This window comes from Nocardioides sp. Root190 (genome assembly GCF_001428565.1).
In the GTDB taxonomy this organism is placed as follows: Bacteria; Actinomycetota; Actinomycetes; order Propionibacteriales; family Nocardioidaceae; genus Nocardioides.
The window spans coordinates 22,833-48,879 of record NZ_LMIA01000001.1 but is presented as its reverse complement, the minus strand read 5'-3'; the positions used below and the strand labels follow the sequence as shown (position 1 = coordinate 48,879).

26 protein-coding genes are annotated in these 26,047 nt (G+C 71.0%); 11 read left to right on the top strand and 15 right to left on the bottom strand.

Annotated elements, in window-relative coordinates:
- Positions 1-28 precede the first annotated feature (28 nt).
- Positions 29-787: an SDR family NAD(P)-dependent oxidoreductase gene (locus ASE01_RS00275; RefSeq protein ID WP_056747621.1), complete on the bottom strand. Its 759-nt coding sequence runs from the start codon at positions 785-787 to the stop codon at positions 29-31.
- 100 nt (positions 788-887) lie between these two features.
- Between ASE01_RS00275 and ASE01_RS00270 the strand changes: the two genes are divergently transcribed.
- The 8 genes from ASE01_RS00270 to ASE01_RS00235 all read left to right on the top strand — a co-directional run bounded on the left by ASE01_RS00270 (position 888) and on the right by ASE01_RS00235 (position 10,447).
- The gene (locus ASE01_RS00270) at positions 888-2,498 is read left to right on the top strand and encodes a class I adenylate-forming enzyme family protein (protein ID WP_056747620.1); all 1,611 of its coding nucleotides are present in this window, start codon (positions 888-890) and stop codon (positions 2,496-2,498) included.
- The gene (locus tag ASE01_RS00265; RefSeq protein ID WP_056747619.1) at positions 2,495-3,766 is read left to right on the top strand and encodes an NADH:flavin oxidoreductase; all 1,272 of its coding nucleotides are present in this window, start codon (positions 2,495-2,497) and stop codon (positions 3,764-3,766) included. The genes ASE01_RS00270 and ASE01_RS00265 overlap by 4 nt, the downstream gene beginning before the upstream one ends.
- Before the next feature lie 20 nt (positions 3,767-3,786).
- The gene (locus ASE01_RS00260; protein ID WP_157537009.1) at positions 3,787-4,740 is read left to right on the top strand and encodes an ABC transporter permease; all 954 of its coding nucleotides are present in this window, start codon (positions 3,787-3,789) and stop codon (positions 4,738-4,740) included.
- Positions 4,727-5,773 (top strand): ABC transporter permease, encoded by a 1,047-nt coding sequence (locus ASE01_RS00255; RefSeq protein ID WP_082605673.1) that lies wholly within the window; start codon positions 4,727-4,729, stop codon positions 5,771-5,773. Before ASE01_RS00260 ends, ASE01_RS00255 begins: the two co-directional genes overlap by 14 nt.
- Positions 5,770-6,807, top strand: coding sequence for an ABC transporter ATP-binding protein (locus ASE01_RS00250; protein WP_056747618.1), 1,038 nt, complete (start codon positions 5,770-5,772; stop codon positions 6,805-6,807). The genes ASE01_RS00255 and ASE01_RS00250 overlap by 4 nt, the downstream gene beginning before the upstream one ends.
- Positions 6,797-7,855, top strand: coding sequence for an ABC transporter ATP-binding protein (locus ASE01_RS00245; protein ID WP_056747617.1), 1,059 nt, complete (start codon positions 6,797-6,799; stop codon positions 7,853-7,855). The genes ASE01_RS00250 and ASE01_RS00245 overlap by 11 nt, the downstream gene beginning before the upstream one ends.
- A gap of 5 nt (positions 7,856-7,860) precedes the next feature.
- On the top strand, positions 7,861-9,267 hold the full coding sequence (locus ASE01_RS00240; RefSeq protein WP_200958702.1) for an amidase: 1,407 nt from the start codon (positions 7,861-7,863) through the stop codon (positions 9,265-9,267).
- 196 nt (positions 9,268-9,463) lie between these two features.
- Positions 9,464-10,447 carry a type IV toxin-antitoxin system AbiEi family antitoxin domain-containing protein gene (locus tag ASE01_RS00235; protein ID WP_157537008.1) on the top strand — a complete coding sequence of 328 codons (984 nt, stop codon included), beginning with the start codon at positions 9,464-9,466 and terminating at the stop codon, positions 10,445-10,447.
- 161 nt (positions 10,448-10,608) lie between these two features.
- On the opposite strand, the gene ASE01_RS00230 is transcribed toward ASE01_RS00235, so the two are convergent.
- Entirely contained in the window at positions 10,609-12,231 is a 1,623-nt protein-coding gene (locus ASE01_RS00230; protein WP_056747612.1) for an ABC transporter substrate-binding protein, read from the bottom strand.
- Between the two features lie 247 nt (positions 12,232-12,478).
- Here ASE01_RS00230 and ASE01_RS00225 point away from each other — a divergent pair, with 247 nt between their 5' ends.
- The 3 genes from ASE01_RS00225 (at position 12,479) to ASE01_RS00215 (ending at position 15,651) form a co-directional block, all read left to right on the top strand.
- Positions 12,479-13,291, top strand: coding sequence for an alpha/beta fold hydrolase (locus ASE01_RS00225; RefSeq protein ID WP_056747611.1), 813 nt, complete (start codon positions 12,479-12,481; stop codon positions 13,289-13,291).
- Between the two features lie 34 nt (positions 13,292-13,325).
- On the top strand, positions 13,326-13,769 hold the full coding sequence (locus tag ASE01_RS00220) for a PaaI family thioesterase (protein ID WP_157537007.1): 444 nt from the start codon (positions 13,326-13,328) through the stop codon (positions 13,767-13,769).
- 313 nt (positions 13,770-14,082) lie between these two features.
- Positions 14,083-15,651: a GAF domain-containing sensor histidine kinase gene (locus ASE01_RS00215; RefSeq protein WP_056747609.1), complete on the top strand. Its 1,569-nt coding sequence runs from the start codon at positions 14,083-14,085 to the stop codon at positions 15,649-15,651.
- Here ASE01_RS00215 and ASE01_RS00210 read toward each other — a convergent pair.
- From ASE01_RS00210 to ASE01_RS00150, 13 genes are all read right to left on the bottom strand, one after another.
- Positions 15,632-15,928, bottom strand: coding sequence for a hypothetical protein (locus ASE01_RS00210; RefSeq protein ID WP_056747607.1), 297 nt, complete (start codon positions 15,926-15,928; stop codon positions 15,632-15,634). The two genes, ASE01_RS00215 and ASE01_RS00210, sit on opposite strands and share 20 nt — an antisense overlap.
- Complete coding sequence (gene flhA, locus ASE01_RS00205) at positions 15,925-17,994, bottom strand: flagellar biosynthesis protein FlhA (RefSeq protein WP_056747605.1); 2,070 nt, start codon at positions 17,992-17,994, stop codon at positions 15,925-15,927. The genes ASE01_RS00210 and flhA overlap by 4 nt, the downstream gene beginning before the upstream one ends.
- Before the next feature lie 106 nt (positions 17,995-18,100).
- Positions 18,101-19,231, bottom strand: a complete 1,131-nt coding sequence (locus ASE01_RS00200; protein ID WP_056747603.1) for a flagellar biosynthesis protein FlhB — start codon at positions 19,229-19,231, stop codon at positions 18,101-18,103.
- A 28-nt stretch (positions 19,232-19,259) separates the two neighbouring features.
- Entirely contained in the window at positions 19,260-20,027 is a 768-nt protein-coding gene (locus ASE01_RS00195) for a flagellar biosynthetic protein FliR (RefSeq protein WP_056747601.1), read from the bottom strand.
- Positions 20,028-20,040: 13 nt separating this feature from the next.
- Positions 20,041-20,310, bottom strand: coding sequence for a flagellar biosynthetic protein FliQ (locus ASE01_RS00190; RefSeq protein ID WP_056747598.1), 270 nt, complete (start codon positions 20,308-20,310; stop codon positions 20,041-20,043).
- Positions 20,311-20,314: 4 nt separating this feature from the next.
- On the bottom strand, positions 20,315-21,070 hold the full coding sequence (gene fliP / locus ASE01_RS00185) for a flagellar type III secretion system pore protein FliP (protein ID WP_056747596.1): 756 nt from the start codon (positions 21,068-21,070) through the stop codon (positions 20,315-20,317).
- Positions 21,067-21,585: a FliO/MopB family protein gene (locus ASE01_RS00180; RefSeq protein WP_056747594.1), complete on the bottom strand. Its 519-nt coding sequence runs from the start codon at positions 21,583-21,585 to the stop codon at positions 21,067-21,069. Before ASE01_RS00180 ends, fliP begins: the two co-directional genes overlap by 4 nt.
- Before the next feature lie 6 nt (positions 21,586-21,591).
- On the bottom strand, positions 21,592-22,407 hold the full coding sequence (gene fliN, locus ASE01_RS00175) for a flagellar motor switch protein FliN (RefSeq protein ID WP_056747593.1): 816 nt from the start codon (positions 22,405-22,407) through the stop codon (positions 21,592-21,594).
- Complete coding sequence (locus ASE01_RS00170; RefSeq protein ID WP_235535812.1) at positions 22,404-23,330, bottom strand: flagellar motor switch protein FliM; 927 nt, start codon at positions 23,328-23,330, stop codon at positions 22,404-22,406. Before ASE01_RS00170 ends, fliN begins: the two co-directional genes overlap by 4 nt.
- 140 nt (positions 23,331-23,470) lie before the next feature.
- Positions 23,471-23,908, bottom strand: coding sequence for a flagellar basal body-associated protein FliL (gene fliL, locus ASE01_RS00165; protein ID WP_056747589.1), 438 nt, complete (start codon positions 23,906-23,908; stop codon positions 23,471-23,473).
- Entirely contained in the window at positions 23,905-24,909 is a 1,005-nt protein-coding gene (locus ASE01_RS00160; RefSeq protein ID WP_056747588.1) for a flagellar motor protein MotB, read from the bottom strand. Before ASE01_RS00160 ends, fliL begins: the two co-directional genes overlap by 4 nt.
- On the bottom strand, positions 24,909-25,679 hold the full coding sequence (locus ASE01_RS00155) for a motility protein A (RefSeq protein WP_056747586.1): 771 nt from the start codon (positions 25,677-25,679) through the stop codon (positions 24,909-24,911). Before ASE01_RS00155 ends, ASE01_RS00160 begins: the two co-directional genes overlap by 1 nt.
- Positions 25,676-25,993 (bottom strand): flagellar FlbD family protein, encoded by a 318-nt coding sequence (locus tag ASE01_RS00150; protein WP_082605759.1) that lies wholly within the window; start codon positions 25,991-25,993, stop codon positions 25,676-25,678. Before ASE01_RS00150 ends, ASE01_RS00155 begins: the two co-directional genes overlap by 4 nt.
- Positions 25,994-26,047 lie beyond the last annotated feature (54 nt).

Sequence of the window (26,047 nt, the reverse complement as noted above, 5' to 3'; positions counted from 1 at the left end):
CCGGCCTGCCCGCCCACCGGCACCCCCCTCAGAAGTGAGCCTGCCCCCCATCAAGCGGAATCGTCGCCCCGGTCAGGTACGCCAGGTCCGGACCGACCAGCGCGACGACGGCACGACCGATGTCCGCCTCGGGGTCACCGATCCGCTTCATCGGGATCGCGGCGACGAACTCTGCCGCCTCCTCCGGGTGCGTCTCGGTCCACCACTTCAGGCCGGGGGACAGGGCGTGGGGTGCGATCGAGTTCACTCGGATCCCGTCAGGTGCCCATTCGACGGCGGCGGTGCGGGTCAGCGAGCGGAGCGCGGTCTTGGCGGCGGCGTACCCGCCGTAGTTCGTGGGGTCCCAGCGCACCATCGCCGACGTCACGAGGTTGACGATCGAACCGCCACCGGCGGCGACGAGGTGGGGGTGGGCGGCCTGCATGAAGGCGAACGCGGCGAAGGGACCGGAGACGAAGCCCTTGGTGAAATTCTTCAGGCTCATGTCGAGCAGCGGCATCATCACGCCGTCGTAGGCGTTGTTGACCAGCACGTCGAGCCGTCCGAAGTCGCTGACCACCTGTTCCACCAGGGGCGCGATGGCGTCGGTGTCGAGGAGGTCGACGGAGTACGCCTCGGCGCGCACGCCGCGTTCGCGCAGCAGCTCGCACGTCGACTCCAGCTTGGCGACGGTCCGGCCCACGACGGCGACCGAGACACCCTCGGACGCGAGGGCCAGCGCGATGCCCTGGCCGACCCCCTGTCCGGCGCCGGTGACGATCGCGACCTTGTCCTGCAGTGCACTCATGGCGTCACCTTCGCCCGTCGTCCGGCGGGTTCCGGCCCACGGTCCCGGTGACCGGGAGCCGCGCGCGCCCGAGGAGGCCGGCCCGACGAATACTCGCGACATGAGCGCGACGGCAGGTACGACGGTCAACAACGAGCTGGTGGTGGAGGACGTCCTCGGGGCGCCGGTGCAGGTGTTCGCGGATCGCTTCCGCGCACTGCACGAGGTGCTCGCCGCCTCGGTCGCCCACGGCGACCGGCCCTACCTCGTCACGCTCGACTCGACGCTCACCTTCGCCGAGCACGCACGCCGGGTCTCCTCGCTCGCCCACGCCCTGCGCACCGAGTACGACGTCCGCCCGGGTGACCGGGTGGCGATCGCCGCCGCCAACTCGCAGGCGTGGGTCGAGACCTTCTGGGCGACGGTGTCGATCGGTGCGATCGCGGTCGGGTGCAACGCCTGGTGGTCTGGGCGCGAGCTGGAGAACGCACTCGAGCTGGTGCGCCCGGCCGTCGTGGTGGTCGATGAGCGACGTCGCGCGCTGCTGCCTGCCACCGTCGCGGACGTCATCGGCATCGACACCGACCACGAACGGCTCGCGACGGCCCACCCCGACGCGCCCCTGCCGCACGCCGAGGTCGGGGAGGACGACCCCGCGGTCATCCTCTTCACCTCCGGCACGTCGGGTCGGCCGAAGGGTGCTGTCCACACCCACCGCAACCTCTGCTCGGTGCTCGGCTTCCACCGCAGCATGGACGCGATGGCGGCGCAGTACGGCGACCCGGTCGCCCCGCAGGACAAGGTCTACCTGCTGGCGATGCCCCTGTTCCACGTCGGCAGCCTGCACAACCTCGTCGTACCCCGCCTCGCGATCGGCAGCACCGCCGCGATGCACGTCGGCGCCTTCGATCCCGCGCGCGTCCTCCAGCTCGTCCAGGACGCACGCGTCACGCACTGGGGCGCGGTCCCGACGATGGCCAATCGGCTGCTCGACTTCGACCGGGTCCGCGACTACGACACCTCCTCGCTCTACGCCTTCTCGCTCGCCTCGGCACCGTCGTCGACGGCGTTCAAGGAGCGCCTGCGCACCCACCTCCCCTTCGCCGGCGCGCTCGTCGACAGCTACGGCCTGACCGAGTCCTGCACGGCGGTCGCACTCGCGACGCCGCTGGACCTGGCCGAGGCGCCCGGGACCCTCGGCACGCCGATCATCGGTGTCGAGATGGAGGTGCGTGATGCTCTCGGCAACGTGCTCCCCGCAGGGGAGGAGGGCGAGATCTGCGTGCGCAGCGCCTACAACATGCTCGGCTACTGGGAGAACCCGGACGCCACCGCCGCTGCGCTCGACGACGCCCGTTGGCTGCACACCGGCGACATCGGGACCTTCGACGACAAGGGCCGGATCCGCCTGTCCGCACGCCGTTCGGACCTCATAATCCGCGGCGGCGAGAACGTCTACCCCGCCGAGGTCGAGGGCCTGCTCATCGAGCACCCCGCGGTCCGTGAGTGCGTGGTGTTGGCCTCGCCGCACGACGACCTCGGCCAGGAGGTCGGTGTCGTCGTCGTCCCCGTCGAGGCCGGCGTGGACCCGGACCAGCTGGTCGCCGAGCTCAGGGAGTACGCCGCCGCGGGGCTCGCCCACTACAAGGTGCCCACGCACTGGCGGGTCGCCTCCGAGCCGCTGCCCCGCAACGCCACCGGCAAGGTCGTCCGACCGGCGGTGTCCCTGTGAGCGCCTCGACTCCCGACGTCTTCAGCCCGGGCCGGCTCGGCCCGGTGACGCTCCGCAACCGCACGATCAAGGCGGCGACGTACGAAGGCCTGAGCCATCGCGGGCGGGTCACCCAGGACCTGATCGACTTCCACGTCGCCTATGCGAAGGGCGGGGTCGCGATGACCACCGTCGCCTACCTCGCCGTCGACAAGGACGGGCGCACGGACCGGCACCAGATCCTCTGGACCGACGAGGCGATGCCCGGACTGCGCGCCCTCACCGATGCCGTCCACGCCGAAGGTGCGGCGGTCTCGGCGCAGATCGGTCACGGCGGCCCGGTCGCCGAGGCGCGGGGCAACCGCTCGCCGGCCCTCGCGCCGAGTGCCCGGCTCAACGCCATCGCGATGAACAAGTCGCAGGAGGCGACGGTCGCGGACCTGCAGCGGATCGTGGCCGCGCACGGCCGGGCCGCGGCGCGCGCGGTCGAGGCGGGCTTCGACGCCGTCGAGGTCCACCTCGGCCACAACTACCTGGCGAGCTCCTTCCTCAGCCCCAAGCTGAACCATCGCGACGACGAGTACGGCGGCGGCCTGCGCAAGCGGGCCCGGCTGGCCCGGGAGATCATGCAGGCCGTCCGTGACGCCGTCGGCGACCGGATCGCGATCGTGGCGAAGATGAACATGGACGACGGCGCCCCGGGCGGCTTCTGGCTCGACGAGGCCATCCCCGTCGCGCAGTGGCTCGAGGCCGACGGAACCCTCGACGCACTGGAGATGACGGCGGGCAGCTCGCTGCTGAACCCGATGTACCTCTTCAAGGGCGACGTGCCGCTGCACGAGTTCGCCGGCGTCATGCCGCAGCCGATCAAGGCGGGCGTGAAGCTGATCGGTCACCGCCTGCTGAAGGCGTATCCCTACACCGACGGCTACCTGCTCGAGGACGCCAAGCAGATCCGTGCGGCGGTCGAGCTGCCGATGATCCTGCTCGGTGGCGTGACCACCCGTGAGGTGATGGACACCGCGATGGCCGAGGGCTTCGGTTTCGTCGCCATGGCGCGTGCGCTGCTCCGCGAACCCGACCTGGTCAACCAGATGCAGGCCGACGCCGGACGGCGTTCGCTGTGCAACCACTGCAACAAGTGCATGCCCACCAACTACACCGGAACGCGCTGCGTGCTCGTCGATCGCGGCACCACGCGCAGCGCCAGCTGGGGCAAGCCGGAGGGCTACGCCGCCTCGGGCGCGGCGCCTTCCGGTGAGTGGGACACGTCACACCCGACACCGTGATCCGCTGCGAGATTTCTTCCGTGGCCCGCCGATTCCTCCTTCCCGTCCTGGAGCTGGTCGCGGTCCTGTTCCTGGTCAGCCTCGGGGTGTTCCTGCTGCTGTCGCTGGTCCCCGGTGACCCCGCCGTGGCCGTCCTCGGCGAGGGCCGTACGCCCGCCGAGTACGACGCACTGCGCGAGCAGCTCGGACTCAACGACCCCCTGTTGAGCAGGTACGGCGACTGGCTCGGTGGCGTGCTGCACGGCGACCTCGGGACGTCGCTGGTGCCGCCGCAGACCGCCGTCGCGGACCGCATCGCCTCCGCCCTGCCGGTCAGCCTCGAGCTCGCCGTGCTGGGCCTGGTCATGGCGCTGGCCCTGGCCCTCCCGCTGGCCATGTGGTCGGCGTACCACCAGGGCGGCCGTGCCGACCGGGCGATCAGCGCGATCACGTTCGGGCTGCTGTCGATGCCGTCCTTCCTCATCGGTCTCGTGCTCATCGCCGTGCTGGTGAACTCGCTGGGGATCTTCCCGCGCAACGAGTGGGTGCGACCCGGGGACGGCCTCGGCGCGAACCTGTCGCACGCCTTCCTGCCGGCGTTGACGATCGCGTTGATGGAGGCGGCGATGTTCACGCGGATCCTGCGCAACGACCTGGTCACCACGCTGCACGAGGACTTCATCCTCGCGGCCCGGGCACGCGGTATGTCGCCGCTGCGGATCATGGTCAGCGACGCCCTGCGCCCGTCCTCCTTCTCGCTGGTGACGGTCCTCGGGCTCAGCATTGGCCGGCTCGTCGGCAGCACCGTGATCGTGGAGTACCTCTTCGCACTGCCCGGCATGGGCAAGCTCGTCATCGACGCGGCCAACCAGGGCAACTACCCCGTGGTGCAGGGCGCCGTGCTCGTCATCGCCGTCATCTACGTCGCCAGCAACACGCTCATCGACCGAACCTACGGACTGCTCGACCCGAGGACCCGCCGTGCTCGCGCCTGAACCCATCGCCGTACGGCGTCGCGACACGCGGCCCGTCCTCCTGCTGACCGGCGCCCTGCTGCTGGCACTCGGCCTGGCCGTCGCCGGCTGGGCGGCCGGCACCACCGTTCTCGTCACCCTCGTACGGATGCTGGTGCTCGTCGCCGGGATCCTGGCCGCGATCGCCGGCCTGGGTCGGGTGGCTCGCGGGGTGCGGGGCAAGCCGGTGGACGTGGTGTTCTGGCTCGGGATGACCTGGCTGGTGCTGATCCTGGGCGCCGCCGCACTCGCGCCCCTGCTGCCGCTCGGCAACGCCGACGACTCGGTCGCAGGCCTGACCTCGCCGATCTTCGCGGCTCCCGGCGGCATCGGCGCGGAGCACCCGCTCGGCACCAACAACTACGGGCTCGACGTGCTCGCCCGCGCCGTCTTCGGTGCCCGGACCTCGATCCTGGTCGCGCTGATGGCCGTGTTGATCGGTACGACGGTCGGCGGGCTGGTCGGCATGGTGTCCGGCTTCGTGCGGGGCACCACCGACCGGATCGTCGGGATCTTGTCGAACGCGCTGCTCGCCGTACCCCCGCTGATCCTGCTCATCGCGCTCGGCACCGTGCTCGACCCGAGCATCCGCAGCATCGCGTTCGCGCTGTCCCTGCTGACGATCCCGAGCATGGTCCGACTGGCACGCGCCAACACGATCACGGTCGCCGAGCGTGAGTTCGTGCTCGCGGCACGGGCGCTGGGCGCGGGCCGGGTGCGGCTGCTGCTGCGCGAGGTGCTGCCGAACGTGGTGCTGCCGGTGCTGTCGCTCGCGGTCGTGATGATCTCGGTGCTGGTGGTCGCCGAGGCGTCGCTGTCATTCCTCGGCATCGGCATCGAACAGCCCGCACCCACGTGGGGCAACATGATCGCCGAGGGCCAGGGCGGCGTCATGGAGGACCACCCCTACATCGTCGTGGTGCCCGGCATCTGCCTGTTCCTGACGGTGTTCTCCTTCAACCTGTTGGGCGAGAAGGCCCAGAAGCGCTGGGACCCGAGGGCGGCGAAGCTGTGACCACTCCATCTGTTCCTGACCTGCTCGAGGTGACCGACCTCCGCACCGTCTTCCACACCGCGCGCGGTGACGTCCGTGCCGTCGACGGGGTCTCGTTCCGCCTCGCGGCCGGGGAGACCCTCGGACTGGTGGGGGAGTCCGGATCGGGCAAGTCCGTCCTCGGCCGCACCGTGATGGGCCTGATCTCGTCCGGCCCGACCACCACGGTCACCGGATCGGTGCGGATCGGAGGGCACGACGTGCACGCCCTCAAGCCGTCCGCGCGGCGCCGCCTGTGGGGTCCCGAGGTCGCGATGGTCTTCCAGGACCCGATGACCTCGCTCAACCCGGTGAAGCGCGTCGGCACCCACCTGACCGAGACCCTGCGCCGCCACCTGCACTGCTCGCGCACCGAGGCCACCGAGCGCGCCGTCGACCTGCTCCGCCAGGTCGGCATCCCCGAGCCGGCGCGGCGACTGCGGCAGTACCCCCACGAGCTCTCCGGCGGCATGCGCCAGCGGGTCGTGATCGCCACAGCCCTGGCCTGTGACCCGCGTCTGCTGATCGCGGACGAGCCCACCACCGCGCTCGACGTGACGGTGCAGAAGCAGATCCTCGACCTGCTCGGATCACTCGTCGCCGAGCGGGACATGGCGATGCTGCTGGTCAGCCACGACCTCGGCGCGGTCGCCGGACGCACCGACCGGGTCCAGGTCATGTACGCCGGCCGCACGGTCGAGTCCGGAGCCACCCGGCCGGTGTTCGCCGCACCCGAGCACCCCTACACGGAGGCGTTGCTCGCCTCGATCCCGAACCTCGCCCACCCGCCGCACACGGTGCTGCGCGCCATCGAGGGCAACCCGCCCGACATGGCGCGTCCTCCGCTCGGCTGCCGGTTCGCGCCGCGCTGCGGGCGGGCCGCGGCAGGCTGCACGGACGAGCTGCCGTTGCTGGTCGGCGTACCCGGGTCTGCCGGGGTGACCGGTCGCGAGGTCGCCTGTCACCACCCCGTCGGCCTGTCCGCACCCCTGGAAGGGAACCGTCATGGCCGGTAGCGGCACCGCGCACCTGCGCACCGACCGAGAGCGCTCGCTCGTCGTCGACGACCTGGTCGTCGAGTTCCCCGTCACGCACGGCACGGTCCACGCCGTGTCGGGCCTGAACCTCGACCTGTTGCCGGGGGAGACCCTCGGCATCCTCGGCGAGTCCGGTTGCGGCAAGTCCAGTGCGGGGCGGGCCGTCATGCAGCTGCCGCCGCCGACGTCGGGCTCGGTCCACCTGGGCGAGGTCGAGCTCACCGGCCTCAAGGCCCGCGAGATGCGGCGCGCGCGGGCCCGGATGCAGCTCGTGCTGCAGGACCCCGTGTCCGCGCTGAACCCGCGCCGCAAGGTCAAGGATCTCGTCGTCGAGGGCCTCGAGATCTGGGGATGGGCGGAGCGGCGACGCGACACGTTCGTCGACGAGCTGCTCACCTCGGTCGGCCTCGACCCGGAGTCGGTGCGGGAGAAGCGCCCGCACGAGCTCTCCGGAGGACAGTGCCAGCGGGTCTGCATCGCCCGCGCCCTCGCCCTCGACCCCGAGGTGCTGATCTGCGACGAACCGGTGTCCAGCCTCGACGTCTCCGTGCAGGCGCAGATCCTCAACCTGCTCGAGCAGGCCCGCGAGCGGTACGGGCTGAGCATGGTCTTCATCGCCCACGACGTCGCGGTCGTGAAGAACATCAGTGACCGCGTCCTGGTGATGTACCTCGGCAAGACCTGCGAGGTGCTGCCCTCCGACGGGCTGGAGCGCAACGCGCTGCACCCCTACACCCGGTTGCTGTTGGCCTCCGTGCCGAGCGAGGCCGACGCGGATCGTGCGCCTGCGGGCGTCGAGGCGGCCCCCGGGAGCAAGGCCGTCGAGCTGCCCTCACCGCTCGACCCGCCGTCCGGCTGCCGCTTCCGCACCCGCTGCCCGCTCGCCACCGACCGGTGCGCCGCCGAGGAACCCCGGTTGCGCGAGCTGCGGCCCGGACAGTTCGTGGCCTGTCACCACCCCGACCCGACCCTGGCCGACCCGACCCTGGCCGACCCGACCCTGGCCGACCCGACCCCGGAGGAATGACCCCGATGTACGACGACGCGATCGCGACCGCTGCAGCCATCCGCTCGGGAGAGGTGTCGGCCCGCGAGGTCGTCGAGGACGCCATCGGCCGGATCGAGAAGGACGGACCGACACTCAACGCCGTCGTCGCCGAACGCTTCGAGCGGGCGCTCGCCGAGGTCGACTCCGGCCTGCCCGCGGGCCCGCTCCAGGGGGTGCCGACCCTGGTCAAGGATCTCGGCATGCAGGTCGCGGGCCTGCCGCTGACCCGCGGCAGCCGACTGTGGGACGGGGACGTGCAGACCGTCGACAGCGAGCTGGTCCGTCGCTACCGCGCCGCTGGGATGGTCGTGCTCGGGATGACGAACAGCCCCGAGCTCGGCAAGAACGCCAGCACGGAGCCGCTGCTGCACGGCCCGACCCGCAACCCGTGGTCGACGGCGCACTCGCCCGGTGGTTCCTCCGGTGGCGCGGCTGCTGCCGTCTCGGCCGGCCTGGTGCCGGTCGCCCACGGCAACGACGGTGGCGGCTCGATCCGGATCCCCGCCTCGGCCTGCGGTCTGTTCGGCTTGAAGCCGAGCCGGGGCCGGGTGACGACGTACCCCGTCGCGGGAACGCTCGCCGCCCCGCTCTCCGCCAACCACGTGCTGACCAGGTCCGTGCGCGACAGCGCGCTCCTGCTCGACCTCTCCTCCTTCCCGATGCCCGGCGACGCCTTCGCCGCCCCGACGCCGTCCTCGCCGTTCGTCGAGCAGGCCGCGACGGCGCCGCTCCGGTTGCGGATCGGGCTGGTGACCCGCCGCGCCGACGGGGGAGTCGTGTCGCCGGAGGTGGTGGCCGCGGTGCGGCGTACTGCTGCGCTCTGCGAGGAGCTCGGCCATGTCGTCGAGGAGACCGAGCTCGCCTACGACGCCGACCTCGCGATGAGCGGATTCGCCACCCTGATGGGGGTTTCCCTGCTCGCGCAGGTCCAGCACCGGCTCGCGGAGCTCGGTCGCGAGCTGCGCGACGACGACCTGGAACCCTTCACCCGGATGATCCACGACCACTACCTCGCGACGATGACGCCGGTCCAGGTGTACGACGCCAACGCTGCGGTGCAGCAGGTCGGATGGCAGCTCGGCGCCCAGCTGCGCGAGTTCGACCTCCTGCTCACCCCCACCCTCCCGCTGCCCGTCCCCGAGCTCGGCGTCCTCGACACGACGGACCCGTCCGTCATGTGGGAGCGCGGCGGCGACTACTCTTCCTTCACGGCTGTCGCCAACGCGACGGGGATGCCGGCGATGTCCCTCCCCGCCGGCCTCGACTCCGCCGGCCTGCCGCTCGGTGCGCATGTCATCGGCGACCTCGGCAGCGAGGGCACCCTGCTCGCCCTCGCCACCCAGCTCGAGTCCGCCGCTCCTTGGGAGACCCTGGCTCCGTCGTACCGCTGACCCGCGAAGTGCGCCCTCCTCTCCGCCGAAGTGCGTGGGTTTCTCCATCGAGGTGCGCCTGAAGACCGGTCCCATCAGCCCCACGGGTGCCGAACGGAGCCGGGCGCCGTGATCCGGGGTGGGGATTGCGGCGGCGGTGCACAGCGTCTGGTCGGGGGCCTGCCCGAGGAGGGCTCGTCGACCCGAGCCTGTGGCGATGATCGACCTCTCCCTCTTCAACGGCCTCCCTTTCACCGCAGCGATGGCGCGCGACGCCGGGATCACGCGCAACCGGCTCCACAAGATGGTCGCGTCGGGGCTGCTCCGCGTCGTGCTGCACGGTGTGTACGTCGGCGCAGCGGTGCGCGACTCCCTGGACCTCCGCGCCCGGGCGGCTGCCCTCGTGCTCCCGCCGCACGTGGTGGTGGCCGATCGCGGGGCGTCGTGGTTGCACGGCATCGACATCCTCGACCTGGCCGAGCTCGACGCGATCCCGGCGCTCGACGCGGTGTCGACCGGCGGCAAGGGTCGTTCGAGACGAAGCGGAGTCCGCGGCGGGAAACGTGACCTGTCCACCGCCGAGGTCTGGGTGCTGCCGTCGGGGGTGCGGGTCACCTCACCGGTGCGCACCGCCTGCGACGTCGCCTGCCTCTTCGGCCGCTACCGCGCGATCGCGGCGCTCGACGAGTTCCGCCGCAAGCACGGCCTGTCGGTCGCGGACCTCTACGCGGCGCTGCCGCGGTTCCGCGGCCGGCGCGGCGTGATCCAGCTCAGGGAGCTGATCCCGCTCACGGTCGACTGCGCTGACTCCCAGCCCGAATCGTGGACCCGCCTGATGATCCACGACCACGGACTGCCGATGCCGCACGCGCAGGTCGACCTCATCGTCCCGGGATGGGGTGCCGCGCGGGTGGAGAACGCCTACCCCCACCTCCGGATCGCGATCGAGTACGACGGGGAGGAGAACCACACCTCGGACGAGGACCGCGAGCACGACCTGACCCGGAGGGCCGCCCTGGCCGCTGCGGGGTGGCTCGTCATCGTGCTGCGCAAGTCGGACTTCACCCCCGCTCGTCGGGCCGTCTGGCTCGCTGACCTCGCGTCCGCGATCGCCGAACGTACTCCGGTCCAGCCGAGCCGGCGGCACTACTCGCGGGGGCCCGACCACCCGTCGTACCCTCGCCGCCGGGCCCGGGCCTGACGTGCACCCGGGACACCTCGGAGGAGAAAACCGCGCACTTCGCGGGAGAAGACCGCGCACTTCGCGGGAGAAAACCGCGCACTTCGCGGGAAACGCGAACCCCCACCCGCTGACGCGGATGGGGGTTCGACGACCGTGCACGAAGCGCTGTTCCGGGAGGATCAGCCCTTCCAGGCGCCACCGAGGAGGAGCAGGGTCTCGGAGGTCGAGGTGATCCCGTGGACGTCCTCGTTCCACGGCATGAAGAACGCGCCGGCACCCATGGCGACACCGGGGACGGTCTCCTGCCACAGCTCGTTGATCTGAGTCAGCAGGTCGGTGGCCTCGTCACCGGAGGCCCCCTGCAGCTTGGCGATCAGGGCGTCCATGTCGGCGTTCGAGTAGCCCGACGGGTTCTGCGGCGACTGGCTGTTGAGGTTGGTGGACAGGCGCGAGTACGGGTCCTCGTCGGGGACGCTCATCGCGGACACGGCGAGGTCGTAGTCGTGGGTGACGTAGATCCGCTGGGTCTGGTCGGCGATGTTGCGCAGCAGGTCGGTCTCGACCTCGAAGCCGACGGCCTCGAGCATGGCCTCGACGGTGACGGCCTGGGTCTGCGAGGCCTGGTCGGACTGGCCGATGTAGGTCAGCTTGCCGTCGTACCCGTCGGCCTTGGCCTCCTCGAGCAGCGACTTCGCCTTGGCGACGTCGAAGTCGGCGGTGGTGATGTCGGCGAAGTACGGCGCGCTGGGGGAGTAGATGTTGCGGCCGGGCAGGCCTGCTCCGCCGTTGACGCGCTCGGCGACGACGGTGGGGTCGATCGCGTAGTTGATCGCCTGCCGCACCCGGACGTCGGATCCCGCGCGGCCCTCGCGGTTGTTCAGCCAGTACAGGCCGCCCAGCCCGCTCGGCGCCATGATGCCCGCGAAGCCGTCCTTGCGTGCCTTCTCCAGGGTCTGGGGCGCGCGGATGTTGGTGACGTCGACGGTGCCGTCGGCCAGCGAGGAGAGCCGGTCCGCGTCGCTGCCGAGCCACACGAAGCGCACGGCGTCGAGGTGCGGCTTGCCGTTCCAGTAGTCCGGGTTGGCGTTGAGCAGCAGCTCCTCGGCCGGCTTGTACTCGTCGAGCACGAAGGGCCCCGCGCCGATGGGCGTGAACTTCTCGGCCCCGCCCTTGTACGACGCCGGCGCCATGATCATGCCCGGCCCGCTGGCCAGCATGTTCGGGAACGTGATCCAGGCCTGGTTGAGCGTGAAGACGACCTTGGTCGCGCCCTCGGGCCGCATGTCCTTGATGTTCGTGGCGAGCAGGAGCGTGTTGTAGCCGGCGCTCTGCATGTAGTAGCCGATGCTGCCGACGACCGCGTTGGCGTCCAGCGGCGTGCCGTCGGAGAAGCTCACGCCCTCGCGCAGCTCGAGGGTCCAGGTGATGTTGTCCTCGGTGGTGAGGGACTTGGCCAGCCACGGCTCGAATGCGTTGGACGGCTGGTCGTAGCGCATGAGGACGTCGTAGACGGCGGCCAGGGCGTTGCCGCCGGCGGCGCCGTTCGGGATGGTCTTGGTCGGGTCGAGGCTGCGGGCCTCGGAGTAGTCGGCGAGGGTCAACGTGCCGCCCGTCTTCGGGTCGCCCTCGTCCTCGGAGGTGCCGACCACACCGGCGGCGTAGATCTCCTCCTTGCCCAGCGACGAGTCGCCCGACGACTCATCGCCGTCGCCGTCGCTCGAGCCGGCGCAGCCGGCCGCCAGCAACGTGGTTGCCAGGAGCGCGGTCGCGACCCGGGTCCGTGTGGTGATGCGGTTCCTCACTGAATCCTCCAGATTGGGGTTCGTCCGGACGCCACGAGATCGCCGGAGGTGTGTTGCGCGTCACGCTAGGAGCGCGGCCTCGACGGGCCGGTCGTCGATCCCACTCACCGGGAGGTCCGTCCGGACCCGGAATTTCTGTCCGGACAGGTGCTTGCGCTCAGCTAGCACTCGACCTACTGTCGGTATGCGCAACTACCAGTTGCACGTAAGTCGCACCAGCGTCGGTGCGCGGAATCGAGGACACGCCATGCTCGCCCACGAACGGATCGGTTCCGGAGAACCGCTGGTCCTCGTCCACGGGATCGGCCACCGTCGGCAGGCGTGGTACCCCGTCGTCGACCGCCTCGCCGAGCACCGCGAGGTCATCCTGTTCGACCTCCCCGGCCACGGCGAGTCCCCTGCCCTGGTGTCCGACGGTCGATCGGTCAAGGACCAGCTCCGCACTGTCCTCGAGGACTTCTTCGCCGAGCAGGACCTCGTCCGCCCCCACATCGCCGGCAACTCGCTCGGCGGCCGGATCGCGCTGGAGGCCGCCGCCGACGAGCTCGTCAGCAGCGCCACCACCCTGGCCCCCGCCGGCTTCTGGAACGACGGGCTCGAGTTCGCCTACATCCGCGCCGTCTTCGTCGCCCTCACCGGCGCCGCCACCCTCGCGCAGCCGGTCGCGCCCGCCCTGCTCCGCTCGCGCGCCGGCCGGGCCGCGGCGATGGGCCTGCTGATGACCCACGGCAGCCGGCTCGACCCCGAGCTCGCCCTCGGCGACCTGCGCGGCCTCGTCGCCGCCAAGCCCGCACTCCGCACGATCATCGAGGGCGGCGAGCCGTTCGACCGGGACATCGACCGCTCCGTGCCGGTCACCGTCGCCTGGGGCAGCCGTGACCTGGTCCTCCTGCCCTACCAGGCCAAGCGGGCCCGTACGGCGCTGCCGCACGCCACCCACATCACGCTGCCCAAGTGCGGCCACGTCCCCATGGTCGACGACATCGAGCTCGTCACGAAGGTGCTGCTCGAGGGCTCCGCGCACCCCAGGCTCGGCGCCGCGACGTACGACGTCGCCTGATCCACGCGGGGCCGGCGCTGAGTAGGTTGGCCCCGTGACCACACCTGAGGACCTGACTGCCCACGTCCGCCAGATGATCCCGATCTTCGCGGCGATGGAGCTCGAGATCGTCGAGGCCGGGCGGACGACCGTCGCGGCGCGGATCCCGGCGGGTCCGAACAGCAACCACTTCGGCTCGACGTACGCCGGCAGCCTGTTCTCGGTCGCCGAGGTCCTCGGCGGCGTCTATGCCAGCACCTCGCTCGTGCTCGAGGGCGCGGTGCCGCTGGTCAAGCAGGTCACCATCGACTTCCTGCGCCCTGCGACCTCCGCCGTGGTCGCGCGCGCCACCCTCGACGAGGACACCATCGCCCGGGTGCTCGCCGAGACCGCCGAGCGCGGCAAGTCCGACTTCGTCCTCGAGACCGAGGTGACCGACGAGGCCGGCGTGGTCGTCGCGCGGACGAGCGGGAACTACCAGCTGCGCAAGATGTTCTGATCATTGCGCGAGCGCGGCTTCGCCGCAGTGCGGGCAGCAAGCTGCCGGCGGCGGCTCTCGCCGCGCTGCCGCGCCGCGGTTGGCGTGGGTGGGTCCTGCCTTGGTCTGGCGGTGAGGCGGCTGTTGGTGGCCGGGGTCCCTGGTTCGGCGCCCAGCTGTCCTCACATGTGAGGACACCTGACCGGGACCACTCAGGACCGAGGTCCCGGTGCCGAATGGTTCGGTGTTCGTCGGTGCGTGACGAGTGCGCCGGGAGGGCCGAAAGGGATAACCTGTGACGTCAGCGATCGCTTTGGGAGGGGATCGACGCCTGATGGATCTCGAACTGCCGCCGGAGGCACGCGCACTGCTCGACGCGATCGTCGCGATCGGGTCGGACCTCGACCTGCGCGGCGTGCTGACGCGCATCGTCGAGGCCTCGTGCCGCCTCACCGACGCCGAGTACGGCGTCCTGGGGATCGTCGACGACAACGGTGAGTTCACCGACCTGGTCCCCAACGGCGCCGTCGCCGGGCAGTTCGACAAGATCGGCAAGATGCCCGAGGGCCACGGCCTGCTCGGTCTCGTGCCCCGCGAGCGGCGCGCGATCCGGGTCGACCACGTGGCGGACCACCCGGTCTCCACCGGCGCCTTCCCTGCCACGCACCCCGACATCGACAGCTTCCTCGGCGCCCCGGTGATGGTGGGCGAGCAGGCCTTCGGTCACCTCTACCTCGGCAACAAGAGCGGCGGCGCGCGGTTCACCGCGACCGACCAGGCGCTCGTCGAGGCGCTGGCTCGCGCGGCCGGCGTCATGATCGACAACGCCCGCGCCTTCGAGCAGGTCGAGTGGCGCCGTCGCTGGGTGGCGAGCACCGCCGAGGTCGGCAGTGACGTGTCCGGGACGCTGCGCGTGCAGGAAGCCCTCGACGAGCTCGTCGTCTCGCTGCGGGAGCTCTGCGGTGCCTCGTTGGTGGCCTACGTCCGCCGCGACGACGAGCAGCTCGAGATCCGGCAGGTCGCCGGCGACGGCGAGGCCGCTCCCGCGCTGGTCGAGCTCCTCGCCTCCGAGATCCGCGAGGTCGACACCTCGCGCGTTCCCCAACGTCTCCCGGTCGGCCCGGGCCGTGCGACGCTGATCGTGCCCGTCGTCACCCGCCTCGCCGGGTCCGGCGTGATCATCGTCGACCGCGCCGACGAGACGCCCTCGCTGCGGGGGATCATGCTCGAGCTCGTCGCCGTCACCGCGGTGCAGGTCGGGCTGATCCTCGACCGCGAGCAGGCACTGCGCGACCGGTCGCAGCTGCTCGTCGCCAAGGATCGCGACCGGATCGCCCGCGACCTCCACGACCTCGTCATCCAGCGACTCTTCGCGACCGGCATGCAGCTCCAGGGAGCCCGCAGCCTCGACGTCGCCGACATGCGGGACCGGGTCGACGGCGCTGTCGCTGATCTCGACGTCGCGATCAAGGAACTGCGCGCCGCGATCTTCGAGCTCGGCACCGGTTCGGGTCGTCCGTTGCTCGACGAGGTGCGTGACCTGTTGGGCGAGTACACCGCCCTGCTCGGCTTCCGGCCGATGCTGCGGATCACCGGACCGGTCGATCGCGCCCTCGTGCCCGAGGCCGGCAGTCACGTCCTGATGACCCTGCGTGAGGCCCTGTCCAATGTCGCCCGGCACGCCAAGGCGTCGTCGGTGTCCGTCGAGCTGACAGCCTCCTCGGCATGGTTCCGGGTGCGCGTCAGTGACGACGGCATCGGCTTCGACAAGGCCGCGATCCTCGAGGGCCACGGCACCGGCAACATCAGCGCACGGGCCGCCGACCTGGGCGGTCACGTCTCGGTCGACTCCGAGCTCGGTCATGGAACCACCCTGGAATGGGTCATTCCTGCCGTTGGCTGACCCCGGGGTCGACCTGGTCCTGGCCGGGAGCGACCTCCGCCGACGCCGAGGCCGACGTCGCGTTCCGCTCACCGGCGAGCACCGGCCACACCGTGCGCACGAACGCCAGCACCACGGTGCAGCCGAGCGCGACGAACAGGTAGCGGGTCAGCACCTGGTCGACCGAGAGCAGGCCCTGGCTCGCCTGCCACGCCGCCGGCGTCACCAGCAGGGCGGCCACCACCAGGACTCGTACGTCGATCAGGGCCGGCGTCTCCGGTGCGGGGCGGCGGCTCACGAGGCACCTGCAGCGGTGAGGGCGTGGTGGACGCCACCGGCGCCGACGACGGCGACCGAGCGGACCTGCCGGGCCGCGCCCAGCTCGGAGTAGGCCAGCACGGGCAGGCGTTCGACGGCTGGGCCGACCAGACGGCGTACCGCCGCCCGGATCTGGGGAGCGCACACCAGCACCGGACGGACGCCGGAGTTCTCAGCGGTCTGGGCTGCCTGGGCAAGACCGACCAGGAGGTTCTGGGCGACGTCCGGCCCGAGCACGATCACCGCACCCTGCTCGGTCGGGCGCAGGCCTTCGAGCATCTGCTGCTCCAGCGTCGGGTCGAGGCTGATCGCGTGCAGCGCCCCGTCGGTGACGTACGGCGCGGCGAGCGAGGGCTCGAGAGCGGTCCGAGCGGCATCGACCAGGCCGTCCAGGTCCTTCGAGGAGCCGGCGCGCACCGAGAGGGCCTCGAAGATGCTGACCAGGTCGCGGATCGGGATCCGCTCGTCGAGCAGCGCCCGCAGCACCCGCTGCACCTCGCCGAGCGGCAGCAGCGTGGGGGTGAGCTCCTCGATCACGACCGGGTGGGACCTCTTCACCATGTCGGTGAGCAGACGGACGTCCTCGCGCCCGAGCAGGCGGCTCGCGTGCTGGTGGACGACCTCGGACAGGTGGGTGGTCACCACCGACGCGCGGTCGACGACGGTCGCGCCGCCGATCTCTGCCTGGTGGCGCAGCTCGGCCGGGATCCACTTCGCCTCGAGCCCGAACACCGGCTCCTGCGTGGGCGTGCCCGGCAACGAGCCGAGGAAGTCACCGATCGCCAGCACGGTGCCGCGCGGGGCCTCGCCGCGGGCGACCTCCGCGCCGTACAACGTGATCGCATAGGTGCTCGCGGGGAGCTCGAGGTTGTCGCGGGTACGCACGGGCGGGATCACGATCCCGAGCTCGCCCGCGACCTTGCGACGCAACGCCTTCACGCGGTCCAGCAGGTCGCCGCCGGTGCGGGTGTCGACCAGGTCGATGAGATCGGCCGACAGCTCGAGTCCCAGCGGATCGACGCGTATCTCCGCGGCCAGTGCCTCGGGTGAGTCGGGGGACACGACCAGCTCGGCGCTCGCTCCTCCGGGTTCGCTGGCGCTCTCCCCGGGTTCCTCCTCGATCCTGCTCGCAGCGATCAGCATGATGCCGCCGGCGATGAGGAACGGCAGCTTCGGCAGACCGGGGATGATGCACAGCGCCAGCGCGCCGAACCCGGCGACGCGCAGCGGCATCTTGCGCGCGAAGAGCTGTCCGACGATGTCGGAGCCCATGTCGGAGTCGGCCACCGAACGGGTCACGATCAGGCCGGTCGCCACCGACAGCAGCAGTGCCGGGATCTGCGACACGAGGCCATCGCCGATGGAGAGGAGGGAGTAGGTCTCGATGGCCTCGCCGAACGGCATGCCGTACTGCGCGACACCGATCGCGAACCCGCCCAGCAGGTTGACCAGGGTGATCACGATCGCGGCGATCGCGTCGCCCTTCACGAACTTCGACGCACCGTCCATCGCCCCGTGGAAGTCGGCCTCGGCGTGCACCTCGGCGCGGCGGCGGCGGGCCTGCTCCTCGTCGATGAGGCCCGAGTTCAGATCGGCATCGATGGCCATCTGCTTGCCGGGCATCGCGTCGAGCGTGAAGCGGGCACCGACCTCGGCGACCCGGCCTGCGCCATTGGTGATGACGACGAACTGGATGACGAGCAGGATCGAGAACACGATCAGGCCGACGATCAGGGATCCGCCGACGACGAAGTGGCCGAACGTGTCGATCACCTTGCCGGCGTACCCGTCGAGCAGGACCAGCCGGGTGGCGCTCACGTTGAGGGCGAGCCGGAACAGCGTCATCACCAGGATCACCGAGGGGAAGGCGGCGAACTCGAGCGGCTTGTGGATGAACATCGCCACCATCAGGACCAGCAGCGCGCCGGTGATGTTGAGGGCGATGAGCAGGTCCAGCAGCATCGCGGGCAACGGCACCACGAGCATCACGACGATCATCACGATGCCCAGGGGGACACCGAGCTTGGTCAGCGACTTCACGGGCATGCGGCGGATCTGCCTCTCACGGGGCGAGCGCCGTCCGTGGCACTGAGGGTGGCGCCGTCCTGTCGCCGAAGGGCCCATCGGCGGCGCGGGGTCGCGGTTGAGGGATTCATGCACCGGCCACCCGCCGCCGCCGAGCCCGGTCCAGCACCTCCGGCAGCTCGTCGGTACGACGGGGCGTGCGGTGCTCCCCGCCGTACTGGCCGGCGTTGCGGCGACTCAGCACGAAGGCCAGCACCTGGGCCACGGCGGCCCACAGCTCGCGCGGGATCTCCTGGCCGACCTCGCAGTGCCGGTAGACGGCACGGGCGAGGGGGACGTCGCGCACGAGGGGGATCCGCTCCTCGGCGGCCCGTTCGCGGATCTTGGCGGCGATCGCGCCGGCTCCCCGGGCGACGACACGGGGAGCGCCGCGTTCGGGGTCGTAGCGCAGTGCGACGGCCACGTGGGTCGGGTTGACGAGCAGGACGTCGGCGGTGCTGACGTCGGCGATCATCCGGTTGCGCGCGGCGGCCAGCTGGCGGCTGCGGATCGCGCCCTTGAGCATCGGGTCGCCCTCGGCCTGCTTGTGCTCCTGCTTGATCTCGCTGTGGCTCATCCGGATCTGCTTGCCGATCCGGCGGCGCATCATCGCGTAGTCGGCGACCGCCATCACCAGGCCGGCGACGGCGACGGACAGCACGAGCTTGGACACCTCGTCGCCGACCTTGACGAGCACGGTCTCGATCGGCAGCAGGCCGCCGACCAGCGGCATCATGGCGCGGATCGCACCCCACGCGAGGAACGCCACGACGGAGCTCTTCGCCAGCACCTTCACGCCCTCCCACAGGGCGTGCGGGCCGAGGAGGCGCTTGGCGCCCTTCCAGGGGTCGAGCTTCTTGGGGTCGGGCTTGGCGAGCTTGGGGGAGAGGTAGAAGCCGCCCTGGGCGAGGGCCGACATCACGCCGATCACCATCACCATCGAGCCGAGGAGCACCAGGGTGACGAGCACGTGTTGCGCAGCGTCGCCGAGCAGGGTCATCGCGAGCGCGATGGAGGGACGCTCCGCGGCGCGCAGGTGCACGCCCATCATGGAGCGCAGGGCGTTGAGCTCGCGGTCGAGGAGCGGCCCCATCGCGAGGGTGACCACGAACAGGCCCATCCAGCCGCCGAGCTCGGGGGTCCGCGGGACCTGGCCGTCCTTGCGGGCCTTCTTCTTGCGCTGTGGGGTGGGTTTCTCGGTCTTCTCCTGGTCGCTCACCGGCTCACCTCCCGCGTCGAGACCGGCCTCATCCAGCGCCCGCCATCGCCGCCATCGCCTCGTTCGCGAGACCGACGAGCTTGTCGACCGCGGCGGGCAGCATCGGGAACGACATGCCGAGCAGCAGCAGGGTGAGCCCGACCTTGGCCGGGAACATGACGTTGAGGGCGTTGAGCTGCGGGGCCACCTTGGTGAGGAGCGCGAGCGCGAGGTCGGCGACGAACAGCACCGCGATCATCGGCAGCGCCATCTGGACCGCGATCGTGAAGAACATCGAGAACCCGGTGACCAGGACGCTCTCCCAGCTCGCGACGTCCGGCACCCCGGTCAGCGGCAGGTAGCGGAAGGTGCTGAGCAGGCCGCCGATCACCAGCAGGTGCCCGCCGGAGACGACGAGCAGCACGGTGGCGAGCATCTGGTGGAAGCGGCCGAAGACGGTGTTCATGTTCATGCCGAGCGGGTCCCACGCGGCGGCGAGCGCGAACCCGCCGAACAGGTCGATGAGTGCGCCGGCGGCGCCGATCGCGGCGAACAGCAGCATCGTCACGTAGCCCATCGCCACCCCGATCAGCGCCTGGGCGCCGGTGGCCATGAGGAGGCCCGGCGTCGTGCTCGGGAGGTCCTGGCCGGCCAGCGTCGGCGCCATCGACAGGGACAGGCCGATCGCCATCACCAGCTTCGCCATCGCGGGGATGCCCCGCGAGGAGAAGGGGGGTACGACGGCGAGCCACGCCACCACGCGCACGGAGGCGAGCAGCAGCGCCATCAGCTCGGCACCGTTGACGGTGAGGGTCACGGCCGGGCCCGCGTCAGACGAGCAGCTCGGGCAGGATGGCGAACAGCTCGGCCGTGAAGGCCATCAGCGTGTGCAGCATCCAGTTGCCGGAGAACAGCAGGGCCACGCCGACGCCGACGAGCTTGGGCACGAACGACAGCGTGAACTCCTGGATCTGCGTCATCGACTGGAACAGCGAGATCGCGAAGCCGATCACGAGCGAGGTCGCCAGGATCGGCGCGGACAGCTTGAGCGCCACCAGCATGGTCTTGAGGGCGATCTCGATGATCGCGGTGTCGGTCATGGCCTCAACCCGTCCCGTACGACGCGACGAGCGACTTGATGATCAGCGCCCACCCGTCGACCATCACGAAGAGCAACAGCTTGAACGGCAGCGACACCATCACCGGTGGCATCATCATCATGCCGAGACTCATCAGCGCCCCGCTCACGACGATGTCGATGACCAGGAACGGGATGAAGATGATGAACCCGATGATGAAGGCGTCCTTGAGCTCGGAGAGGACGAATGCCGGGATCAGGGTCGCGGTCGACACCTCGTCACGGTTCTCGGGGAGCTCGCGGTCCGCGACGCTGGTGAGGAGCATCAGCTCCTCGTCGTCGGTGTTGTCGAGCATGAAGGCGCGCAGCGGCTCCATGCCGTCGTGGAACGCCTCGGCCGTCTTCTTGTCACCGTCCAGGTAGGGCTGCACCCCGTCGTCGTTGATCTGGCCCAGGACCGGAGCCATGATGAACAGGCTCAGGAACAGCGCCAGACCGGCGAGGACCTGGTTGTTCGGGGTCTGCTGGAGGCCGAGCGCGTTGCGGGTCAGGCCCAGCACCACGAGGATCTTGGTGAAGCTCGTGCAGGTCAGCACGATCGCGGGCAGCAGGCTGAGCAGCGTCAGGGCGAGGAAGACGACCAGGCTCTGGCTGGGCTTGTCGGTCAGTCCGCCGAGGTCGATCTGCACGCTCCCGCCGCCGTCGGGACCGCCCGGCCCGTTGGGGCCGACCGGTTCGAGGACGCCGTGGACGGCGAGCACGAGGTGGTGGCGCAGGATCACGAGGCACGCTTCCCGGTGACGGCGGCGAGGGTCTGCTTCCAGGTCTGCGGGGACAGCACCGAGCCCGTGAGCGGGCCGGAGGGCATCGTCGGCATGGTGCGCAGCGCCGTCGGGATGCGGGGCCGAACGGTCTCGGCGCCGGTACGGCCGCCGGGACGGCCGTCGGTGTCGTCGTCGTGCTCCACGTCATCATCGAGCTCGCCGAGGTCCTCGACGTCCTCCTCCGCGAAGACGTCGATGCCGACCTCCTCGGGCTCGACCTCGGCCAGCAGGGTGATCTGGTGCTCGGTCGTCCCCAGCACCAGCACCCGTGTGCCCACCGAGACCACGGCCACGCCCTGACCGCGGCCGAGGGCCTGGCGGTGGACGACCTGGACGGTCGCACCGGCCGGCGCCTTGAACCTGCGGTTCACCCCGCGGGCGATCAGGAGCATCAGACCGACGACGACGATCAGCGATCCGAAGAGCCGGAAGGCCAGGTCGCCGATGCTCGGATCGGAGGTCAGGGCGATCATCGGAGCTCAGACGGACGCGGTGGCGTCGAGGATCTCGGTGACGCGCAGTCCGAAGTCCTCGTCCACGACGACGACCTCGCCACGGGCGACGAGTCGGCCGTTGACGAGCAGGTCGGCCGGGCTGCCTGCGGCGCGGTCCAGCTCGAGGACGGCGCCCGGCGTGAGGGCGAGCAGGTCGCGCACCGTCATGCGGGTGCGGCCGAGCTCGACCGTCACCTCCATGTCGACGCCGTGCAGCAGCTCGAGGCCGCGCTGCGGGACGATCGCGGGCGCGACGCCGAAGGCAGGCACGAACGGCTCGTCCACCACGGGGTCGGCCAGCTGCTCGGCGGCGCCGGGCAGCCCGGGCAGTGCCGTCGCGCTGGACTCGGTGATCGGCTCCCGGGCACCCGCGAGGGTCAGGTCGGGGACGAGGACGGCGGCGGCGATCCCGGTGCCGATGAGCGGCACCGTCTGGAAGCCGCCGGCGAGGACGGTGGTGATGTCGAAGTCGTCGGCCGCGAGGTCCAGGGTGCGCCCGCTGCGGGCCCGGGCGCCGAGGCGCAGGGCAGCGGCATCGAGGGCAGGCTGTACGGCAGCGGCGACGTCGAGGCCCCCCATCGGGCTGCTCGCCAGGGCATCGACGAGCTCGCGTCCGACGAGGACCACCACGCAACCGGGGACACCGCCGTCGAGGTCGGCGACCGCTCCGCCCGCGAAGGCGGCAGCCACGTGCGGCGAGCCGGGCTGGGCCGGGCCCAGGACGAGCGGCGTGACGGCCGGGAGGACCGCGGCAGCGGCCTCGGCGACGGACTCGGCGAGGGCGGTGGTGACGTCGGTCATGAGTTCTCCTCAGGCGTGGTGACGATGAGTGCGGCCAGACGCTGTCCGCGGGCGCCGGCCGTGGCATGGGCGAAGGTGGTGCCGGCGACGGTCACGTCCAGCGGCGCCGAGGCCGGGTGGGTGAGCCGCACGACCGACCCGGGACGCAGCTCCGCGAGGTCGGCAGGGTCGAGGCTGATCGGACGGAAGCGCACGGCGACCGCGACCGGGACCCGGTTGAACTGGGCCTGCAGCAGGGTGGCCGACTCGGCGCGCTGCGCGCGCTCGCGGTCCGAGACCGCGCCGCTGCCGGAGGCGTTGGTCAGGTGCGGCAGCAGTCCGCTGAACGGCAGGCAGACCGACATCCGGTGCCCGCGCTCCCCGATGCGGAGGTCGAAGGTGACCACGACCATCACGTCGGCCGCCGCAGCGACCTGCGCGAACTGGGGGCTGTACTCGACCCCGGTGACCGTCGGCTCGAGCGCCACGATCCCCTCGAGGGAGTACCTCATCTCGCCGAGCAGCCGCTCGACCAGCCCGCGGATCACGCCGTCCTCGATCTCGGTGAGCGGCCGGTCCGGCTGCTCGTCGGACCCCGGACCGCCGAGCATGTGGTCGACGCACGACATCGTCGCGAAGAGCGGGATCTCCAGCACGCCTGTGCCGGGCATGGGGTCCGCGGAGAACAGCGTCAGGTACGTCGAGACGCCCAGGCTGTCGACGTACTCCGCATAGGTGCGTTGCTCGATGCCCACCAGGGCCACCGTGCAGACCGTGCGCAGCGAGCTGGTGAAGACGGTCGTCGCCTGGCGGGCGAAGCCGTCGAAGCCCAGCTGCAGGGTGCGCTGGTGCTCACGACTGAGCTGGATCGGGCGCCGGAAGTCGTACGGCGTGGGCTCGGCCGTGCGCGCACGGCGTCGGGGCCGCTGCGGTGTGAGGGTCACGGATGCCACATCGTCGCGGCGTCGGGCGACCTGAGGGGTCGCTGGTACGCCGGGCGGTCAGGGTCCCGTGGTCACAACGAGTCATGGAGGGTCCCGGGGACGGTCCCGGGTCCGGGTGATCTGTGGTGCGGGTTCGCCCCCTACTGGGTGACGAACTCGGTGAAGTACACCGCCATCACGTCACCGTGGTAGCGGTGGTCGAGCTCCTTCTCGAGCTCCTTGCGCAGCTCCTCGCGGGCCTCGGGCTTGTTGATCTCGCCCACGGCCATCCCGCTGAACACGCCGATCGCCGCATCGAGGGCCTTGCTGCCGTCGACCTCGTGGGCCGTCTCGGTGAGCTGGAGCGCCATGCCCAGGCGCAGGTAGTGGCCACCCGCGAGGTTGACCTGGATCGGCTCGACCTTGACCACCTCACCGGGCTTCGGTGCGCTCTCGGGGGTGGGGCGCAGGAAGAAGTACCAGCCGGCGGCGCCGACGGCGATGACCAGGACGAGGATGCCGATCAGCTTGGTCCGGCCACCTCCAGCCGGTGCGGCCGCGGCGTCCGCGGGTGCGTTCGGGGTGAGAGTGGTGCTCACGGGAGCTCCTCCGTTCGGGAGTCGGGTCGTCCGGCCGCGTTGGCGCCGGAGGTGGGGTCGCTGTCGTCGTCGCTGGAGACGAGCTCGGGCAGCTCGTCGTCGTCGAGCCCGGCCTGGCGCCGCAGCTCGTCGTAGGCCTCACCCATCAGGGCCCGGGTCTCGCCTGGCGTCTGGCTGAGCACGATCACGTCGACCCGCTTGTTGATCTTCTGCGAGCCGGCGCGGGCCGGGTCGATCAGTGGCTTGGTGTGGCCGAAGCCGGTTGCCCGCAGTCGCGAGGTGCGGATGTCGTGGATCTCCTCCAGGCGGCGCAGCACGTGCACCGCGCGGGCCACGGAGAGCTCCCAGTCGGTGGGGTAGTACTTCGGCTTCACCTTCTCCTGGTTGGTGTGGCCGTCGAGCTCGATGGGCTCGGCCAGCTCGCCGAGCACAGGTGCGAGGGTGTCGACCACCCGGCGTCCCCGGGTGGTGAGCTCGGCGACGTTGGGCTCGAACACCACGTGCTCCGAGACCAGGCTCACGACCAGCCCGCGCTCGTCGATCGTCGCCCGGACGTCGTCGCGCAGGCCCTGGCGCCGCAACGCCCGGTCGATCTTCTGCCACACCTTGATCAGCCGCTCGACCTCGACCTTCGCGTCGCCGTACGCCCGCTCGCGGCGCAGCCGCTCGGTCTCGTTGACGATCGCCTGCACCATCTCGCGCTGGCCCTCGGGCACCTGCGACATGATCACCTGGTGGCTGGTCTCGCCCGGGTCGTCGACGCCCTTGGCGTTGGTGGCGGGGGTCGCGCCGTTGAGGATGGACTGCTCGCGGCCGAAGCCGACGGCCAGGCCCTGCTTGAGCTGTTCGTACTTCGTCTCGTCGACCTGGCTCATGGCGTAGAGCACGATGAACAGCGCCATCAGCACGGTGATCATGTCGGCGTACGACACCAGCCAGCGCTCGTGGTTCTCGTGCTCCTCCTCGTGTCCGCCCCTGCGGCGGTTCGGTCGATGGGACATCAGGCAGCCTCGTCGACCTGTTCGCCAGCAGGCAGCAGCGAGCGCAGCTTCTGGGCGACGACGCGGGGGTTCGCGCCGGCCTGGATCGCCGCGACGCCCTCGATGACGATCTCCATCCGGGTGCACTCCAGCTCGCTGAGCCGCTTGAGCCGGGCCGCGATGGGCAGCCAGAGGACGTTGGCCGACAGCACGCCCCAGAGGGTGGCGAGGAAGGCAGCGGCGATCATGTGGCCGAGCTCGTCCGGCTTGGCGAGGTTCTCCAGGACGTGGACCAGGCTCATCACGGTGCCGACGATGCCGATGGTCGGCGCGTAGCCGCCGGCGTCGGTGAAGAACTTCGCGGCGTGCTTGTCGGTCGAGCGCTTGGCGTGCAGCTCGGCCTCCATGATGTCGCGCAGCTCCTCGGGGTCGATCCCGTCGACGGCCAGCGTGACGCCCTTGACCAGGAACGGGTCGTCGATGCCCTCGAGGCGGCTCTCGAGGGCGAGCATGCCCTCGCGGCGGGCCGCGTCCGAGAGGCCGACGACGACGGGTACGACGTCCGCCGAGGTGGCGACCTTGCCGAACAGTGCGGTCCTGACCGAGGTGACGGCGTTCTTCGCGTCCGCCATCGTCCCGCCGGCGACGCTCACCAGCAGCGTGCCGCCGAAGACCAGCAGCAGCGGAGGCATCAGGAAGAGGCTCGCCGGGCTGCCGCCCTCGAGGATGTTGGCGAGCATGATGACGCCGAGGGCGCCGCCGATGCCGATGCTGCTCGCGAAGTCCTTCATGACTGCCCTCCCTGATGACGATCGCGGGGTCGATCGGTGCCACCGCTGCCCGGCAACGGCACGGCGCTCAGCCGCGGGGACCGCACACCTCCGCGAACCGGCGGCAGCATCGCAGCGTCCGGCAGGGCAGCGCGGGCGACGATCGCCGCGCGGTAGTCGACGACGGCCGCGAGGACCTCGTCCAGGGATTCCGAGACGAGGTACTTGGTTCCGTCCACCAGGGTCACCACGGTGTCAGGGGTGCAGTCCACGCGTTCGACGAGATCCGCGTTCAGCAGGAACGTGGTCCCCGAGAGTCGGGTCAACGAGATCACCGCGGCACCTCCGTGTGCGTGGTTTCGAAGCTCGAGTGCCATCCGTGGCACTAC

Bases quoted from the DNA above. Each gene is read 5' to 3' on its own strand.
- ASE01_RS00275 (WP_056747621.1), bottom strand. From the start codon at position 787: ATGAGTGCACTGCAGGACAAGGTCGCGATCGTCACCGGCGCCGGACAG.
- ASE01_RS00270 (WP_056747620.1), top strand. From the start codon at position 888: ATGAGCGCGACGGCAGGTACGACGGTCAACAACGAGCTGGTGGTGGAG.
- ASE01_RS00245 (WP_056747617.1), top strand. From the start codon at position 6,797: ATGGCCGGTAGCGGCACCGCGCACCTGCGCACCGACCGAGAGCGCTCG.
- ASE01_RS00240 (WP_200958702.1), top strand. From the start codon at position 7,861: ATGTACGACGACGCGATCGCGACCGCTGCAGCCATCCGCTCGGGAGAG.
- ASE01_RS00235 (WP_157537008.1), top strand. From the start codon at position 9,464: ATGATCGACCTCTCCCTCTTCAACGGCCTCCCTTTCACCGCAGCGATG.
- ASE01_RS00225 (WP_056747611.1), top strand. From the start codon at position 12,479: ATGCTCGCCCACGAACGGATCGGTTCCGGAGAACCGCTGGTCCTCGTC.
- ASE01_RS00215 (WP_056747609.1), top strand. From the start codon at position 14,083: ATGGATCTCGAACTGCCGCCGGAGGCACGCGCACTGCTCGACGCGATC.
- flhA (WP_056747605.1), bottom strand. From the start codon at position 17,994: ATGCCCGTGAAGTCGCTGACCAAGCTCGGTGTCCCCCTGGGCATCGTG.
- ASE01_RS00190 (WP_056747598.1), bottom strand. From the start codon at position 20,310: ATGACCGACACCGCGATCATCGAGATCGCCCTCAAGACCATGCTGGTG.
- ASE01_RS00180 (WP_056747594.1), bottom strand. From the start codon at position 21,585: ATGATCGCCCTGACCTCCGATCCGAGCATCGGCGACCTGGCCTTCCGG.
- fliN (WP_056747593.1), bottom strand. From the start codon at position 22,407: ATGACCGACGTCACCACCGCCCTCGCCGAGTCCGTCGCCGAGGCCGCT.
- ASE01_RS00160 (WP_056747588.1), bottom strand. From the start codon at position 24,909: ATGTCCCATCGACCGAACCGCCGCAGGGGCGGACACGAGGAGGAGCAC.
- ASE01_RS00155 (WP_056747586.1), bottom strand. From the start codon at position 25,679: ATGAAGGACTTCGCGAGCAGCATCGGCATCGGCGGCGCCCTCGGCGTC.